14 protein-coding genes and 1 riboswitch are annotated in these 17,233 nt (G+C 52.5%); of the genes, 4 read left to right on the top strand and 10 right to left on the bottom strand.

Features of this window, described 5'->3' with window-relative positions; all coding sequences use genetic code 11:
* Positions 1–23: 23 nt before the first annotated feature.
* The 7 genes from ctaG to P0X86_RS03480 form a co-directional block, all read right to left on the bottom strand.
* A complete protein-coding gene (gene ctaG / locus P0X86_RS03510; RefSeq protein WP_277747792.1) occupies positions 24–932 on the bottom strand; it encodes a cytochrome c oxidase assembly factor CtaG in 909 nt (302 codons plus the stop codon).
* 100 nt (positions 933–1,032) lie between these two features.
* A complete protein-coding gene (locus P0X86_RS03505; RefSeq protein ID WP_012818913.1) occupies positions 1,033–1,356 on the bottom strand; it encodes a cytochrome C oxidase subunit IV family protein in 324 nt (107 codons plus the stop codon).
* Between the two features lie 3 nt (positions 1,357–1,359).
* Positions 1,360–1,980, bottom strand: a complete 621-nt coding sequence (locus tag P0X86_RS03500; protein ID WP_009590523.1) for a cytochrome (ubi)quinol oxidase subunit III — start codon at positions 1,978–1,980, stop codon at positions 1,360–1,362.
* Positions 1,977–3,824: a cytochrome c oxidase subunit I gene (gene ctaD, locus P0X86_RS03495; RefSeq protein WP_374705894.1), complete on the bottom strand. Its 1,848-nt coding sequence runs from the start codon at positions 3,822–3,824 to the stop codon at positions 1,977–1,979. The genes P0X86_RS03500 and ctaD overlap by 4 nt, the downstream gene beginning before the upstream one ends.
* An 83-nt stretch (positions 3,825–3,907) precedes the next feature.
* Positions 3,908–4,957: a cytochrome c oxidase subunit II gene (gene coxB / locus P0X86_RS03490; RefSeq protein ID WP_009590534.1), complete on the bottom strand. Its 1,050-nt coding sequence runs from the start codon at positions 4,955–4,957 to the stop codon at positions 3,908–3,910.
* A gap of 434 nt (positions 4,958–5,391) precedes the next feature.
* The gene (map, locus tag P0X86_RS03485; protein WP_192569797.1) at positions 5,392–6,141 is read right to left on the bottom strand and encodes a type I methionyl aminopeptidase; all 750 of its coding nucleotides are present in this window, start codon (positions 6,139–6,141) and stop codon (positions 5,392–5,394) included.
* Positions 6,142–6,409: 268 nt separating this feature from the next.
* On the bottom strand, positions 6,410–6,598 hold the full coding sequence (locus P0X86_RS03480; protein WP_006208082.1) for a hypothetical protein: 189 nt from the start codon (positions 6,596–6,598) through the stop codon (positions 6,410–6,412).
* Between the two features lie 376 nt (positions 6,599–6,974).
* On the opposite strand from P0X86_RS03480, the gene P0X86_RS03475 reads away from it, so the two are divergent.
* The 4 genes from P0X86_RS03475 (at position 6,975) to P0X86_RS03460 (ending at position 10,922) form a co-directional block, all read left to right on the top strand.
* On the top strand, positions 6,975–8,012 hold the full coding sequence (locus tag P0X86_RS03475) for a serine hydrolase domain-containing protein (RefSeq protein WP_277747791.1): 1,038 nt from the start codon (positions 6,975–6,977) through the stop codon (positions 8,010–8,012).
* A gap of 165 nt (positions 8,013–8,177) precedes the next feature.
* Positions 8,178–8,456 (top strand): hypothetical protein, encoded by a 279-nt coding sequence (locus tag P0X86_RS03470; protein ID WP_009590511.1) that lies wholly within the window; start codon positions 8,178–8,180, stop codon positions 8,454–8,456.
* Between the two features lie 63 nt (positions 8,457–8,519).
* On the top strand, positions 8,520–10,484 hold the full coding sequence (locus P0X86_RS03465) for an electron transport protein (protein ID WP_277747790.1): 1,965 nt from the start codon (positions 8,520–8,522) through the stop codon (positions 10,482–10,484).
* Between the two features lie 99 nt (positions 10,485–10,583).
* Positions 10,584–10,922 carry a DUF4870 domain-containing protein gene (locus P0X86_RS03460; RefSeq protein ID WP_009593435.1) on the top strand — a complete coding sequence of 113 codons (339 nt, stop codon included), beginning with the start codon at positions 10,584–10,586 and terminating at the stop codon, positions 10,920–10,922.
* Between the two features lie 125 nt (positions 10,923–11,047).
* On the opposite strand, the gene P0X86_RS03455 is transcribed toward P0X86_RS03460, so the two are convergent.
* The 3 genes from P0X86_RS03455 to P0X86_RS03445 form a co-directional block, all read right to left on the bottom strand.
* Complete coding sequence (locus P0X86_RS03455) at positions 11,048–12,409, bottom strand: nucleobase:cation symporter-2 family protein (RefSeq protein WP_277747789.1); 1,362 nt, start codon at positions 12,407–12,409, stop codon at positions 11,048–11,050.
* A 39-nt stretch (positions 12,410–12,448) separates the two neighbouring features.
* Entirely contained in the window at positions 12,449–13,018 is a 570-nt protein-coding gene (locus tag P0X86_RS03450; RefSeq protein WP_009593434.1) for a xanthine phosphoribosyltransferase, read from the bottom strand.
* Between the two features lie 146 nt (positions 13,019–13,164).
* Positions 13,165–13,265: riboswitch (purine riboswitch) on the bottom strand.
* A 164-nt stretch (positions 13,266–13,429) separates the two neighbouring features.
* Positions 13,430–17,185: a stalk domain-containing protein gene (locus tag P0X86_RS03445; RefSeq protein ID WP_277747788.1), complete on the bottom strand. Its 3,756-nt coding sequence runs from the start codon at positions 17,183–17,185 to the stop codon at positions 13,430–13,432.
* Positions 17,186–17,233: the final 48 nt, after the last annotated feature.

Genomic DNA, 17,233 nt, shown 5'->3' with positions numbered 1-17,233 from the left:
TGGATCCCCCTTCAATAATCCTGTTACGCCTGATTGAGTTTACCTGGAGGAATCTCGCCAGGCAAAGGATCGTCTTCCTGATTTTCTCGTTTGTACCAGTGAAAGAACACATAGGCCAGCATCGAGGCAAAAATGATTTCCTGGAAAAACTTCATGATGATCCCGCCCACTCGCTGGTCAATCGCGGGCTCCAGGTAGCCGAAGAACTCCGGCCCGCCGAACTGGCTGAGCAACGCGGAGGTATCGCCGGCAACGCAATAGCCCATCGCCTTCGCCCATACCACTGGATCGCTATAAGTTGCGTACATCGGTTCGCTTGAGAAAATAATGAGCCCGCATGCCGGTGTCAGCAAGACCATGTTCAGAAAGATGTATCCCATCTTCATAAGCCCTGACGACTTGTCCTTCTCCGGAATCGGTTTAATGATGGCCCACCACATCAGCAGCGAGGCGATAAACAGGATCAAGTAATACAGACGGTGCACCCAGAAGTTTAACATGACAAAGTCATGGATGACCGGGATGTGATAAAACGAAAACAAGCCGTTAAACAGAACCGCGGCAACAATCGGACGCGCAAGGAAACCGAGCTTCTTAAACGGATTGACCTTGTCGAAGGCGCGCCACATCCAAACAGGAATACCCAGAATCAAGAGCGGCACTGCCATTAGATAGGACATGGCCATACTGACCATATGAAACGAGAACATTGTATGCCCGAGCAGTTCAATAGGTCCACCTTGTGCGAGATAGAACGTTAGCATACCGCCTACAAACAGTGTTTTCCTTCCTGCGGAAACCGAAGCACTCCCTTCAAAGCGACTGCTTAGCGGCCCGGTCAACAGGAAGTAGCCTGCCGTAACGAGCAGCATAAATGCCAGGAACAAGGGACTCCATTTATCTGCAAAACTAAAATATTCTAAGCCCAGCATGCAAAAACCTCCCCTAAACGGGTTAAATTCTGTCGAAATTGTGACACCTTCCTACGACTTAAAAAAAGAGGGGGCTGAAGTAGCCCACCTCTTTTTCATTTTACCACCAAACCCAGAACAGTGCCATGACAATACAGGTACTAGCTACGAAGAAGCCGCCAATCATGAACAGGATTGGCATCAGATGCCCTTTGTCCTTCAAGTGCATCCAGTAACCCATTTGCACGAACACCTGCAACACAGCCATAACCAGCAAAAGGATGATCGTAAATGCTGTGTTGATGCCTCCGGCTGCGACAGCCGCAAAAGCAATCGCAGTCAAGACGATGGAGAAAATAAAGACGACAATGTGTTTCTCAGGACCTTCCACACGATGGCGGTGTTTCACAGTAGGCCCCTCATTGGATTGTTGATTCGCAGTCATTCCTTAGCCCACCTTTCCAAGAAGGTATACGACCGAGAAGATGAATACCCATACAACGTCGATAAAGTGCCAGTACATAGCAGACACATAAACCTTAGGTGCTGTAACCACGGTTAACCCTTTTCTGTACAGCTGAGCAATCAACAGGCTGATCCACACGACCCCGAAAGCAACGTGGGCGCCGTGGAAGCCAACCAGCGTATAGAATGCAGACGAGAATGCACTCGTCTTCATGTTAAACGATTCATGCACAACATATTCATAGAATTCATAAATCTCAAGGCCAAGGAATCCAAGACCCAGGACAACGGTCACGATCAGCCACAGCTTCAGCTTCTCGATATTATGACGGTGCAGCGCCTGAATGGCGAACACGCTGGTCAAGGAACTGACAAGCAATATCAGAGTTGCTGCTGCCGTGATCGGCAGTGAGAACAGCTCAGCAGCAGTTGGACCTTCGTTGTTCTGGCCGCGAAGCGCCAGGAACGTTGCAAACAACGTACCGAAGAGCACGGCCTCTCCACCGAGGAAGAGCCAGAAACCAAGAACCTTATTACGGCCTTCGAGTGTTGCCTTCTCGGGCTCGTGAGGAAGTTCGCCGTTTACATGTTCAGCGTGACTCATGCTTTACCCTCCCCTTCCAGTTCTTCAACTTCGATGTGATATCCATGATCATCGTACAGGGAACGAGCGATCATTGCCGCGAACGTAATCAGAAGACCAACAATCAGAACGATATATTTATTGAAGATTAAGCTCATGAACGAATTCGAGAAGTCTTCCGTGCTAAACATGAAACCAAGACCCGCGATAAACAGACCCAGTGACATCACAAACGGAAGGATGCTTGGCGAAGGCATATGGATCGGACCAACCGGCTCGGATGGTGTCATCTCTTTATTGCCTGCCATCTTTTCTTTCCAGTAAGCGTCAATGCCGCGAACGAGCGGAATTTGCTTAAAGTTGTACTCTGGCGGTGGAGAAGGAATGCTCCACTCGAGCGTGCGTCCATCTTCCCATGGATCCGCTGCTACGCCAACCGGTTTTCTTGTAGTGACGGCAATGTTAGCCAAGAAGAGCAATACGCCGATCCCCATCAAGATTGCACCGATGGTACTGATGAAGTTAAGTTCGTCGAAATTCTGGTTCGGCAAGTACGAGACAATCCGCCGCTGCATACCTAGCAATCCAAGGAAATGCTGTACGAAGAATGTCATGTGGAAGCCGATGGCAAACAACCAGAACGTCCATTTGCCCAACGTTTCGTTCAGCATACGGCCGAACATTTTTGGCCACCAGTAGTGAAGGCCGGCAAACAGACCGAATACCAGACCACCAACGATAACGTAGTGGAAGTGAGCTACAACGAAGTACGTGTCATGGAACTGGAAGTCTGCAGGAGCAGAAGCCAGCATGACGCCGGTAACCCCACCCATTACGAAGGTCGGTACGAAACCGATCGCAAACAGGTTTGCGCTGGTGAAGCGGATTTGGCCGCCCCACATCGTGAAGAGCCAGTTAAAGATTTTGATACCGGTAGGAACGGCGATCAGCATCGTTGCGATGGAGAAGAGCGCATTCGCTACAGGTCCAAGACCTGTCGTAAACATATGGTGAGCCCAAACCATGAAGCCCAAGAAGGCGATCAGGATGGTTGCAAATACCATGGAGCTGTATCCGAACAAACGTTTACGGGAGAATGTAGGGATAACTTCTGAGATAATACCGAACGCCGGCAAAATCAGAATGTAAACTTCAGGGTGACCGAAAATCCAGAAAATATGCTGCCACAATACAGGGCTTCCGCCTGCCGCAACATCAAAGAAATTGGCACCGAGCAAACGGTCAAAGCTGAGCAATACGAGACCTACCGTAATGGCAGGGAATGCGAACAGAATCATGGCCGAAGTGATGAACGCCGTCCATGTAAACATCGGCATTCTCATGAAGGACATGCCAGGCGCACGCATCGTAATGATGGTAGCCAGGAAGTTGATACCACCGATCAACGTACCGAGACCTGCAATCTGAAGTCCTATCGTGTAAAAGTCTACGCCGTGCGTGGACGAATAGTCGTTGGTGGAGAGCGGCGTATAGGACGTCCAGCCCGCATCAGGCGCGCCGCCCATAATCCAGCTCAGGTTAAGCAAAAGTCCACCGAACAAGAACGTCCAAAATCCGAGCGAGTTCAGAAACGGAAACGCGACGTCGCGCGCGCCGATCTGAAGCGGGATGACCGCGTTCATCAAGGCGAAGATAACTGGCATTACGCCAAGGAAGATCATCGTCGTTCCGTGCATTGTAATCAATTCGTTAAATACTTGAGCCGATACCAGATCGTTCATCGGCTTGATCAGCTGCAAGCGAATCAGAATCGCTTCGATACCGCCTATCCCGAAGAAGAAACCACCCGCGATCAGGTATAATATACCGATTTTCTTGTGGTCGACGGTTGTCAGCCAATCCATGATTCCCGTGTAGCGTTTGACGCTATGGCTAGAAGCATGAGCGTGAGCCAAGGTTTGTACCCCCTTTTAAAGTTCTTGCTGTATTAATAATCCAACTTATAATTGGCCAAGTAATCGGCAATCTGCTCGATTTCTTCGTCACTGAAGCCGAGATCCTTCGGATTAGGCATCGTGTTGCCAGGTTTTACAGCCTGAGGCTCCATCAGCCATTCCACCAGGTTGTCTTTCGTCGGCTTAGTGCCTGGTTTGCCGCTTATGTCGTTCAGCAAGATACTCGCAATCGTCTCACGGGATCCAATGCCGGTCAGGTTAGGACCCATCGCTCCGCCTTGGTCGCCCACAGCGTGGCAGGAAAGACAGTTGGTCTTGAATTTCTCGGCGAGTGCCGCATCCGCAGGAAGCACGGCTGGCTCTTTGAATGCCGCCACCCATTTGTCAAATGCCGCATCGTCAACCGCTTTCACCCGGAATTCCATGAAACCGTGGGAAGGACCGCACAACTCCGCGCATTTACCAATGTATGTATCCGCTTTGTCAGCAACCAGAGTCATGTAGTTAACGCTGCCTTCCGTGTTTGTATCCATCTTGCCGCCGAGCGATGGTACCCAGAAGGAGTGAAGCACATCATTCGTTTTTAATTGGAATGCAATCTTCTTGCCTACGGGAACAACCAGCTCTTGAGCCGTTCTTACGCCGTAGTCTGGATAATTGAACTCCCACCAGAACTGGTGAGAAGTAACTTCCACCTTAACTGCATCTGGATTGTTCCAGTCGTTCTCTCCGTAAGCAAATACCTTTTGAATAGTAGGAACTGCAAGCACGAGCACCAAGAGCAGCGGAATCGCCGTCCAAATGATCTCAAGCTTATGGTTACCTTCCACTTGCTCAGGAATTTCATCTTGTCCCTTTTTTCTACGGAATTTAACAAGCACGTATGCGGCAATTCCAAATACCACAACCATTACGACGATCATAATCGAAATGGAGAGCTTAATTAAATCCAGTTGACCTTGTGCTACCGGACCTTGTGGTCTTAAGACCGACAAATCCTCTCGGCCGCAGCCGGATAACACCAAAGCAAACATGGCCATCAAAGGAAGAAGACGCTTTACAGCCTGCCACCGTTTCATCATTGATCTACCCCACTTTTCCGATTTTCGTAGACTACCATCCGGCGCAAACAGCGGTAATCTACCTGCACAATCACGGATGAAGTAATCCTGTCAATTAAAGCAATCACTTATTAAATATAAGTTCATGGGTTGCTTTTGTCAATCATTCACAGGGAGTTCACAAATTGTTCGAAAAGTCGTCAAAGTCGCGCCGTTACTGATTTTGCAATCGCTTTCAAAGCACACCTTCCACCCCGCGCCCCTCATTCGACATTCTTCACATCCCGTCAACGACAGCCTTCATAGCTATATATACAGTCATTTCCGCCTTTTTGAATCTGTATGCAGCCCTCCCCCTTTCGATCCTAAAAAACATGATGAAGGAGGTGTTCCTCGAAAGCCGCAACCGGCCCTGCAAAGAACGCCTCCTATTATTATGGTATATTTTCGGCATCTTAATCCGTCAGAATAACAGCATCTCCACGCGTAATGGCAATCGTATGCTCATACTGGACGCCCACCGATCCATCCGCGCTGGAGATGGTCCAGCCGTCATCCCCCCAGAACACCGCCCCTGAACGGCCCAGGGTAAATACCGGTTCGATGGTAATGACCATGCCTGCTTTGAGTTTGAGGCCCCTTCCGGGATTTCCATAGTTCGGCACATCGGGCGGCTCGTGGATGGCGCGGCCGATGCCATGACCGACAAGCGGTTTGACGATCCCGTAGCCTTCCCTCTCGGCAACCCTTTCGATCGCATGGCCGACGTCACCCAAGGTTGCGCCGTGCCGCGCGGCCTCGATCCCTTTAAACAGAGCTTCGTGCGTATGCTTCATCAGCTGCCTTACTTCCGGGGAAACCTGATCCACCGCATAAGTCCAGCCCGAGTCGGCCAGCCAGCCGTTCTTGTTGACCACCATATCAATGGTGACGACATCCCCGGATTGCAGCGGCCGCTGGTCCGGAAATCCATGGCACACCACCTCGTTGACCGATGCGCAAGTCGCGTAAGGAAAACCTTTGTATCCTTTTTGCTCGGGGAAGGCCCCGTTCTTCTCCAGAAACTTCTCGACCCTGGCATCGATCTCGCCGGTCGTGATCCCCGGTTTGATGACTTTCGCTATTTCACGGTGACAGGCGGCCAATATGCGCCCGGCCTCGCGGATATGTCCGATCTCTTCCTTCCGTCTAAGCTGTATCCTCACATCTGCCCACTCCCTTATATCCTTATCGGATCGATTGCTAACAATATATGTAGGGACCGATGCAAAATGCCCCGAGAAGCAGACTTTCCGTGTAACACGAAGACACCATGATTGAAAAATGGCTAAACGCAAAAAAACCGCTTTCGGGACATTTGTCCCAAAAACGGTTTAACCATAGGCTCTAAAATGGTTCATGTCATTAGTCGTTAACAAGGTGAAGATGCGATGCGTGTCTGTGATATTTCTATAGACCAGGTGCTGTTACAGGTTACGAAACGGAGGAATTCAGCTTGCCAAGTTCATGCTCAACAACAAGAGTAAGCTCTTCTTCGTAGCCCCCCATAATATGGTACTTCCGGACATACTCCTTTACAAATTTTTTCGGATCTTTAGGCCGGAAAATTCGTGTCATTTCCCGCAGACTTTCCTTAACCTCATTGTGACCTTTCGTTGCCATGATGGATCCCTCCCAAAACGTGTGGAATAAATTACTCCGTTTAAAGAGAATGCCGAAAAGATCTACCTCATTAAGTTGAAGCCATATTGCAGTTCTTACGGTGACCATTAGGTTGATATTCAGCAACTTACCAATGCACCTGACACTATACATACCCTAACAGCATGCAACTGAATCATTAATATATTATATCATATTCCTCTGTTTGTTTCATCTTTCCCAAAAATTGTTTTTCTGTACTATGTTTTTTCGCCGCGTCATCGGTTGCGCACAGAATTGGTTAAGATACTTTTAAGCGATCCTGCCGGCTGCAAGCGGCGAATGCCGTCACCGGAATCAAAGATTTGAGAAGATGATACAAGGAGGCCGTTATATCATGGTGAAGTCACAGACTATCCTGCATTCCCCCGTTGCCTCAAGCCCGCCTATTCCCGTTGCGGAGCCTGAAGACGCAGGCCTTCGGCGCGACGCGCTCGATCGGGTAGACCTGATCATACAGAAGCAATATCCGAAAATGCGGAGCTTTCTCCTCCTTCATGCCGGCAAACTTATCTACGAACGCTACTACGGCGGCCACGGCATATCCTCGCTGAATGATTTAAGGTCGGCCACAAAGAGCTTTACGTCTGCGCTTTGCGGCATCGCCCTCTCACGCGGCGAACTGCCTGAACTGAAAGCCTCCGTGACCGATATCTTTCAGCGATACGTTCCCCAGCGAGCTCATCCGTTATTGCGCAACGTGTCCCTTCATCATCTGCTGACGATGACCTCGGGCTTTGCGTGGCAAACCGGTAAAAAGCTCGGGGAACCGCTCATCCACCGTTTCCACCGCAACCGGAAATGGACGAGCTTCGCCCTATCCCTCCCTGTCGTCGAACAGGAAATGGGCCGATTCCAATACCGGAGCACCGATTCCCACCTGCTCTCCGTTGCGATTAGCGAGGCCACGGGAATGGACGCCTACACCTATGCCCGGAAATATCTGTTCGAGCCGCTCGGCATTCGCCATGCCGCCTGGTCCCCGAGCCCCGAGGGACACAGCATGGGTCATATCGGCCTGTATCTTACCTCCCGCGACATGGCCAAATTCGGTCAATGCTGCCTGGACGGGGGACAGTGGCAAGGCACGCCCGTCATTCCTGAAACCTGGCTTAAGCAGGCGCTCACTCCGCAGGTGAAAGGCTATCCGGCTTTCGGCGATTACGGGTTCCAATGGTGGACCGGCATTCAGAACGGATCGGTTTATGCGCTCGCCCACGGCCATGGAGGACAGCAAATCTACCTTTTTCCCCAGTTGGATGCGGTCATCGTATTTACGGCAGACAGTAAGGTCAGCCGCTGGAAGAACCCGCGGGTACTGCTGGAACGCCATATCCTCGAGACCCTGAAATCCGCAGCGGCTTCCGCCGAATAGCTGGCAAATCGCAAACCTCGTTCTTTCTTCGCAAGAAGCGTTTGTGCCTTTTCCAAGCCTATTCACTGGCTAACATGCAAATTTCGGCGGATAGTCCCCCCTCTTTCTGGTTACTTTATGCCATATGAATCATTTCTTAAAATCAAGCTGAGAGGAGCATGCGACATGTCCGGTAAAGACAAGAATCTTCACCCGATTTCGAGAGAAGGGGTTGACGTGGACGGAACGTACACGAATGAATGGGGACGGGAGGAATACCTGAAGCGAGGAGAGGAATTCCCGTTCGATCCGCAGATGGGCTCCACGGAGTGGCGGCTGGCGGAGTATGACTTCGACAACCACCATCAAGGCAGAACAGACGAGCGTCTGGTTCCGAAAGAAAAAGGTCCGGATAAACAGGTGAATGCCGAATCTCCGCTCCGCCATGACGTGGAAGTAGATTAAAGCCCTTGCATACGGCAGCGAAGAGATGATTCATCAGACCTGCTAATAAAAGGGTGATTTGATATGCGAAAATCGAAGCGGCTTCTGCTGTGGCTGATCCCGATCGCCATCGCGGCAGCCTTATGGCTCATAGCTAATGTCGTGGAACCGGAGTATGCCTATGTACCGCCTGCGCATAAATTGGAAAATTCCAATTCCACGCAAATCCAAGTCCGGCAAACCGATGTCATTCGCCAGTATGACCTGTGGGGCAAGACGCTTACGGTCCCGGGAACCGCTTTGCAGGATCAGCACCCCCGTTTGACAGCGGCCAATGGCGCAGTTGAGGTAAACAAAGAGCTGCTTGCCCTGGGGCGCCGCACGATGTATGAGGAATCCTTTGGCAATGAGGTGTTCTTGACCGATATTTTGGGAATCGTCGACGGTCCGATGAAGCTCAAAAACGTTGCTAAAGCCCTTGCCGAGCTGAAAGGACGGGGAACCACCAATTTGCGCGTCGAGCTTGATCAGGATGTGACCATCGGCGGCAAAACCTTCCGCAAGGGGGATAAAATCGATACCGGCTTTGACGTAGCCAAAGGAGCTTATTCCCCCATTGGCGTAACGTTCAAATATGCCGAAGGCAAAACCCGCATCGGCGTTAGCTGCATGGCCTGCCATGCCACCGTGAACCGTGATACGGGAAGGGTCGTGGAAGGCGCGCCCAATTCCGATCTGAACCTCGGTTTAATGCTGGCGTTGGCCCCGAATAGCGCAGCGTATTTCACCCACACGGACGTTGCGAACCTCGTGGATTATGTCAAGAACGGGCAGCGTACCGTCATAAATTCCAAAGGGCAAGCCGAAGCCCTCCCGGATCCCGCCCTGCTGGAAAAAGCCGTTGACGACAATCTGATCAAATGGGCGCCCGGCAATTTCGATACCACCGTCGATAAGGTCAGCGACGTGACCCAAATTCCCGATATGTTTACAAAGGGCGACCATCCGTACAGCTGGAGCGGCTTCGCCATCGCGGGTCCCTTCAAAGGACTCAGCACCTTCAGCAACAATGTTCACGCCCAAAATACGGATACCTTGAGCCAAACCGAGGTCAGCGAGCCGCTAATGGGGATCGACAAAGAGATTTATGTGGGCACCATCCTGCAAAATGCGGCCCATCGCAAGTTTCGCTATGATCCAAGCAGCGGGCTGAAGCCGACCGAATTCTTCGACCGCCTGGACCCGAATCCCGGAACCCCCGGCGTTAATGAGGTCATCAAGATTCCGAACTTCCCCAAGGTTTCGGCCATAGCGCCGAACGGGCTGTATATCAGTTCGCCGGGTTTTAAGGCCGGGGAGCAGGTTAATGCCATGTCCGCTTATCAGAATACCGTCCATCCGCCTGAAACCGATAAGGCTGAAACCTCCGATGCCAAGACCCACAGCCTCGGGGCGGAAGTTTTCAAAAAAGCGCAGTGCATCACTTGCCACGCAGGCGACTATTTTACCAACAACCGCATTCTGCGTGCGGCAGAAATCGGCACCGAGCCTGCAAGGGCGAAGGCCTTCCATTTTACGCAGAACGCTTTTGGCGAGGCGGAGTTCTACCCGCCCGACACGCCTGTCCCGATTCCTCCGGACGCCAAGGCGACTAAAGTCCCGCTGGATGGAATAGATCCGGAACAGATTCAGCTGGGCTTCGGCCATAAATCGGGCGGCGGTTATAAGGTCAAAGGATTGATCGGCCTCCGCTGGTCGGCACCGTATTTGCACGACGGGGGCGTCGCGGTCGGGCCGGAGCTGTCGCAAGCCGGAGTGCCGGCAACGCTTATGAAGGGCATTCACCCGGATCCCTACAACAGCCTGAAAGCCCTGATCGACCGCAAGCTGAGACTGCGGGTCGTTGAGGCGAACCGCAAGGATTCGAGACTCAGGGACACCCACGTCACCGGTCAGGGACATGAGTATTGGGTCGACGAAAGCAGCGGGTTCACGCAGGAGCAGCAGGATGCGCTCGTGAAATATCTGCTCCAATTGAAAATGAAATAAGTCCGGGATATATCCATCATACTTTGTCCCATCGGCTCATAAGGTAAGGTATATAGCTTGCCCTACCCCAGAACCGGTCTAAGACAAGGAGTTGATGAGATGTCCCCTTTCAAATCGTCCACAGGACTTCCCGAGAATCTGGCCGCGACGCTGTGCTATCTTCTTCCGATGGTCGGAGGAATTCTGTTTCTTTCATTAGAAAAGAGAAGCCGATATGTCATATTCCATGCGCTGCAGTCCTTGCTGGCCTTCGGCCTTCTGGCCGTCGCCCACCTGCTGTCGAGCGCGGTGCCCATCATCGGCCTTCTGGCCTCCGCCCTCCTGGCGCTGGTCGGCGTGCTGATGTGGCTGGTGCTTATGTTTAACGCCATTCAAGGAAAATGGTTCAAGCTGCCATGGATCGGCAATTTCGCGGAGAAACAAATGCAGCGCATCTAAGCTAGGTCATGCAAAAACGGCTTCCTCCCATGATTGGGAGGAAGCCGTTTTTTTGGGCTTTAGCCCTAGACCGATCAGGATCAAAAAAGCAGCCGGAACGGATCCGGCTGCTTTCGAAGATCATCTTAAGCTGCGTGCCCTTCTGTCGTCTCGCCTCGCTCAGTGCGGGTCGGCTTCGTATATTTCAAGCCGTTAAAGATCAGATTCAGCACAATCGCGGTCAAGCTGCCGGCCACGATGCCGTTATCGGCAAGAATGCGCAGGTTGTCGGGCAGGCTGGCGAACAGGCCCGGCACGGTTGTGACGCCAAGACCCATGCCGACGGAACACGCGATAATGAACAGATTCTCATGACGGTTAAGGTCTACTTGATCCCCTAACATCCGAATGCCGGAAGACACCACCATGCCGAACAGGGCAACCATCGCCCCGCCCAGAACCGACGTCGGCACAAGCTGCGTCATGGCGGCAATCTTCGGCACGAATCCGATCAATACAAGCAAACCGCCTGCCACTACGATGACGTCGCGCGTCTTCACGCGGCTCATCTGAATCAAGCCAACGTTTTGGGAGTACGTGGTATACGGGAACGAGTTGAAAATACCGCCTACCACAATCGCAAGACCCTCCGCGCGGTAACCTCGGGACAAGTCCTTGGAGGTGATATCGCGATCCACGATTTTGCCAAGGGCCATAAATACGCCCGTCGATTCGGCAACGCTGACGATCGCTACCAGAATCATCGTCATGATCGGAACGATTTTAAACTCCGGCGTGCCAAAAAAGAAAGGCTGCGGCGCGCGGAACCAGCCGGCTTCGCGCAATGGGGTGAGATCGACCCCGCCGTATAACGCGGCAACCAGGGTGCCGAGAATGAGACCCAAAAGAACGGAGATCGAACGCAAGAAGCCTTTGGCAAAACGGTTCATGATAATAATGAAGGCAAGAACGCCGAAGCCAAGGGAAATGTTCAGTGCGCTGCCAAAATCCTCGCTGCCTTGGCCGCCCCCAAGGTCGTTCAAGGCTACGGGGATCAGCGTCAGACCGATAATCGTAACAACAGAGCCTGTAACGACAGGCGGGAATACCTTAATCAGCTTACCGAATAAACCGGAGAACAGAATGACAAATAAACCGGAAGCGATAATCGCTCCATAAATAGCCGACATGCCATGCTGCTGTCCGATAATGATCATCGGACCTACGGCTTGGAACGCGCAGCCGAGCATGACCGGAAGGCCGATACCGAAGTACTTGTTCCCGAATACCTGCAGCAAAGTAGCGACCCCGCATGCCAGCAGGTCGATGGCGATGAGATACGTCAGCTGCTCCGTCGTTAAACCGAGCTGCCCGCCAACGATAAGCGGTACGATGATTGCCCCTGCGTACATTGCCAATACATGCTGCAAACCCAGCGAAAAGGTTTTGCCCGGACTCCGATTTTTATCGAAAATCGGTTCTTGCACCGCTTGATTCTGTTGTTCCATGGCTTTTTGATTCCCCCCGTTAATTTGTTAGCTTTCGTTCTATGCGAATGTCACAACGCCGTCTTCAAGTGATGCAATCCGTACGAGCGATTCTACCCGGTAGCCCGCTTCGGCCAGCAGGCGTCCTCCCGGTTGAAACGCCTTTTCAATGACGATCCCGATGCCCACCACTTCGGCACCCGCCTGCTCGACGATTCGGGCAAGCCCGAATGCCGCCTCGCCGTTGGCAAGGAAGTCATCCACGATCAGTACTTTATCGCCCGGCTTGATGAATTTCTTAGCGACCGTAATTTCGTTGGTCTCCTGCTTCGTGAAGGAGTACACCTTCTCCACGAATATATCCTCACGGAGCGTCAGCGATTTCTGCTTCCGTGCAAAGATGAGAGGCACTTCCATCTCAAGCGCGGTCATGATGCCCGGTGCGATGCCGGAGGATTCGATGGTCAATACGCGAGTCACGTTCGCTTCCTTGAACAATCGCGTAAATTCCTTTCCCACCTCTTTCATCAATACCGGATCCATCTGGTGATTCAGGAACGAATCCACCTTCAGTACCTGTCCGCTTAATACAATGCCTTCCTCTTTCACTTTGTTCTGCAGTAATTGCATGATGCTCCCCCTTAAATTTGTTGTCCGCATTCCAAGCAAAAAAGCCCACTTCCTCCCTTCACCGAATCGCCGGGAAAGAAACAAGTGGGCATAAGCAGCAAAAACGCACCGTTAGCCGTCCGATCAAACGGAATTGACCTGGCTTGTCCGCTGCTGCTATAACCCGTAGTCCAATCATTTCCGGTGATCGGGTAGAGACATGCAGGCCGATTCCTGCACCTATACGAGAAAATGTATGATATCCGAATTCCTTAGAATGCTTACGTATAAATGTTATATTTCCGAATGAATGAAGTATAACGCATTCCCTATGAAAAAATAAAGTGAAAATTTACGGAAATAATAAACTACTGGTCAATTAAAGAAAAAAAAGGCTGCCCCATACGATTAATGGGACAGCCTTCCCTTGCATCAACTTGTAGGTGTCACTTCGATTATCCATTCCAGGGGCTCACCGATGGGCACCGACATATCGCTGTTTATATCAACCAGCTGGATACGGAGCGTATAAGTCCCGACATGAGCTTGCTGCCAGCGGAACAGGATATCGCTCCCATTCCCTCCCAGATCCATATCCCCAGCCGTTAAACCTGCATTCACTCGGTATACCCCTTCACGATCCGGAGTTGCGATCTCATACCCCTCCGTCGGAACCGTTCCCGGCTCATGCGGCTTCATCCGGAATCCGAGTACGCCCAGACTTACCGGCTGACCATGGTCATCGAGAATCGTCAATTCGTAGCCAACCCGGGTATCCTCGCTCAGTCCGTACGCTTTGGAAGAAAACCCCCAATACATATCAAGGGCTGCCGGAAACGGCCCTTCGCCAATGAATTCGAACTGCGAGAAGGGACTGACCTGGATGGAACGGACGCCTTCTCCAAGCACAGTCAATTGTCCTTCCTTGATCTCAAGCAGCTCAATCTTCTCCGTATAGCTGCCCGGCTCCAGCAGATCGGCGTAGAACTCCAGCGGAATATCCGGCGAAGCGACCTCGCTTAACTTAAAGCCGTTACCATCAACAGACTGCAGCGTAAAGCTTCCCTCTGCGTTGGATTCCACCGTCTGCTCGCCATGACGGACAGGCAGACCCACGACCGGACTTCCATCCCTTGTCAGCGTCACCCTGACTTGAACTTCCATGTCATCGGCATAGCCTTTCGTCTCGAAATGAATGGATCCAAAATAATTGTCTGGGCGGGCCGACAGTTCACTGCTCATATCATCGCTATATATAACCTTCACGAAAGGGTCGGTCACAGGCGGCTCCGTCGTAGGAGGTTCCGTTACCGGAGGCTCAGTCACTGGGGGCTCGGTCACAGGCGGACCGGTTACAGGCGGCGATACGCTGCCTCCTGATCCCGAGCCGCCGCCAGGACTAACCGGCGTCGGCAGCCGAGCGCCTTTCTCCTGCTCCGCCTCTTTCTTGCCCTGGAGAAAGCGTGCCTTCTCCTCTGCGCTTAAGGATTGAAGAAGCTGCTCTTCGGCCTTCTTTTTCATTTCCTCCTGTGCTTTCCTGTTCGCTTCCTCCTGCTGCTTCTTCTGCTGCTCGATCTTTGCCAGCATATCGCCGAGTTTCTCCTGCAGCTGATCCAACTGATTCTGCTGCTGATCTTGCTTCTTCTGTACCTCTTCCTGCTTGCGCTTCAGTGCTTCCAAGCGCGCCTGCTCCAGAGCGGGGTCGAGGCCTGCTTGTTTATCCAAATCTTTCACTTGGCCAAGATCAAATATCTTCCCCGAATCCGGGTTTGCTTCTTTAATCAGTTTATCTAATTCTTCTTGGCTGGCTTTTTTCTTATCAAGCGCCTCTTTCGCGATATTTCCGATGAGGTTATTCAAATTATTCGCGACTTTTGCCAAATCGTCCGGCGATTTCATAATCAAGTCCTGAGTGCCGGTTCCGCTTTGTCCGGACTGTAGTTCTTGCCGCGTCTTCTCGAGAAATTCCTCGTTCTCCCGGTCGATGTCGTTCTTATTCTTAATTATCTGAGCAATGATTCCCGGCGTAGCGTTCCCAATCAAATCCTCAATATCGATGAATTGTACAGGGGGGCGTTCCTCCTGTGAACCGCCTAGCGATATTTGTTGCGCGGGACTAATCATGACCGGGCCGGATGGCAGCAAGGAACCTTCTGTGCCTGCCGGCACCAGCGAAGAGCTGACTTTCCCGCTAGCCGTCACTACGTTTGTCATTCCTGTTAAGGGATTGACGGTGATTATAAAATGCGTGCCTTGTACGCTATTGTCCGCATAACCGGTCCGCACGTCGAATCGATCCGTCGACCGGGCCAGGTCGGTAACATCATAATAAGCCTGCCCAGCCTCCAGATTCAGCCGAGTTACGTTGGAGATGCCAATCTTGCGAAGCTGCTCGGCCACCAACGTCGTGTCGTTGCCTAACGTGATGACATCTTCCGTATCCAGGATCCGAAGCTTGGCGCCTCCCGTGCCGGAGCCGGTAACAATTTCATCGTCTTCGCCCAGCATCATCCCCTTGTAGGCATCCACCTGCGCATACCCGCCGTAACGGATCTTGGCCGAACCGGTGATTTCCACGATCTGCATGCGTCGCGGCGTAAATTTCGAAGTGCTGAAGCTAACATTCCCCGGCTTCGTTTCCCGTTCAGCCAAGTCCCGGATGATAACCAGCTTGCCGCTTTCGTTCCATTGGACATCCTTGCCCATCAGTTCGGCCACCGCTCGCAGCGGAGCCATCATCTGGCCGTTGGCGATATACGGCTCAACTTCCGTCGCCGCTCGGGAAACTTCTTTGCCCGCCTGATCCCGGGTCATATAGGGATCTCCGGCTTGCAGCGTGATAACATCCTCGCCAAGGGTTAATGTCATTTCCTTATTCTTGGCATCGTAACTCATACGGGTTCCGAGCAGCGTGCCTAACGTTCTGACAGGCACCACGATCTGGCCCTCTTTCACAACGGCCAAGTCGCCCAGTTGGGCCGCCTGATCTCCGTAAGCTGCGGCGATCCCTTGGCCTGGTTGCCAGGCATCGGGCGTCTTATAGCCGGACCATGCCCGGACGGCCCCATTGCGTTGGTCCGCGATGAACAGTTCCCCACTATCCGAAGCGACGGCAATATCCGCCGGCGCGTTGAATCGGACCTCGCTTTCAATTCCATCCGCGTAACCTCTGGTTCCGCCGGCCATGGTGGATACGCGTTCGTCTTTCAGTTGACGCACGGCATGATTATGGGAATCTGCAATGAGAAGTCCATCCTCCGCGCTCCATGCCAATCCCCGAGGCGAGTTGAAGCGGGCTGCATCCGCAGCTCCGTCCAGATAGCCAGGATCTGCGTATAACGCGTCCTTGGCGTAGCCATCGGATGACGGACCGCTGCCGGCGGCCGTCGAAACGGTCCCTTTCCCGAAATCGATATAGCGGATCGCGTGGTTGCCCGAATCGCTGACATACAAATTGCCTTTACCGTCAAACGCAAGACCTGCCGGCTCGTTAAATTGCGCTTCAGCAAGCGATCCGTTCTTGTAGTCCCCTGCCAAAGCGATGACTCCGGCGCGAACCTGGACAGCACGCGTCGACGGGCTGCCAATCGTCGTTACTTCCCCATCCGGAGAGATCCGCCTAATGACGTGGTTTAGGGTATCCGCCACAAACAGAATGCCGTCCTCGGTAACCGCAACGTCCTGCGGCTCGTGGAACAAGGCATCTTGAGCCTTCCCGTCCTTCAGCCCCATCCGTCCGTTGCCCGCTATGGTGGTTACCCTGCCCGCTTGATCGATTTTACGAATCGCATGATTGCCTGAATCGGCTATGTACACCTGACCTTTTCCGTCAACGGCAATCCCGGACGGCCGGTTCAAAAACGCAAGCTCGCCCTGGCCATCCAGGAGCCCGCCGATCGGAAGTCCCCCGCCGTCCCGCTTGTAGGACAAGGAGGCACCTGCGAGAATGCTGCTCTTCCCGTCTTTTATTTTGCGAATCACATGGTTCTCCGTATCGGATACGATAACGGAGCCGTCAGGCAGCCAAGCCACACTGCCCGGTTGTCGCAATCCTTCCGAAGCCAGTGACGAGGATAGACCGGCTGCATGCCCCGGCCCCCCTGCAATCGTAGTCGATTGACCTAAAGGTAATCCGTTGCCGGCGACGAGCCTCTCTTTGCTCGGAAGAGGCGCAATTGATGCTGCCATGGCGTCGCTTGCTCCCCCAAATACACTCCCCGCAAGTACAGCGGCTAA

It is taken from the genome of Paenibacillus sp. BR1-192 (genome assembly GCF_029542445.1).
Lineage (GTDB): Bacteria > Bacillota > Bacilli > Paenibacillales > Paenibacillaceae > Paenibacillus_AQ > Paenibacillus_AQ lautus_A.
This window is presented reverse-complemented; position numbering and strand designations above follow the sequence as displayed.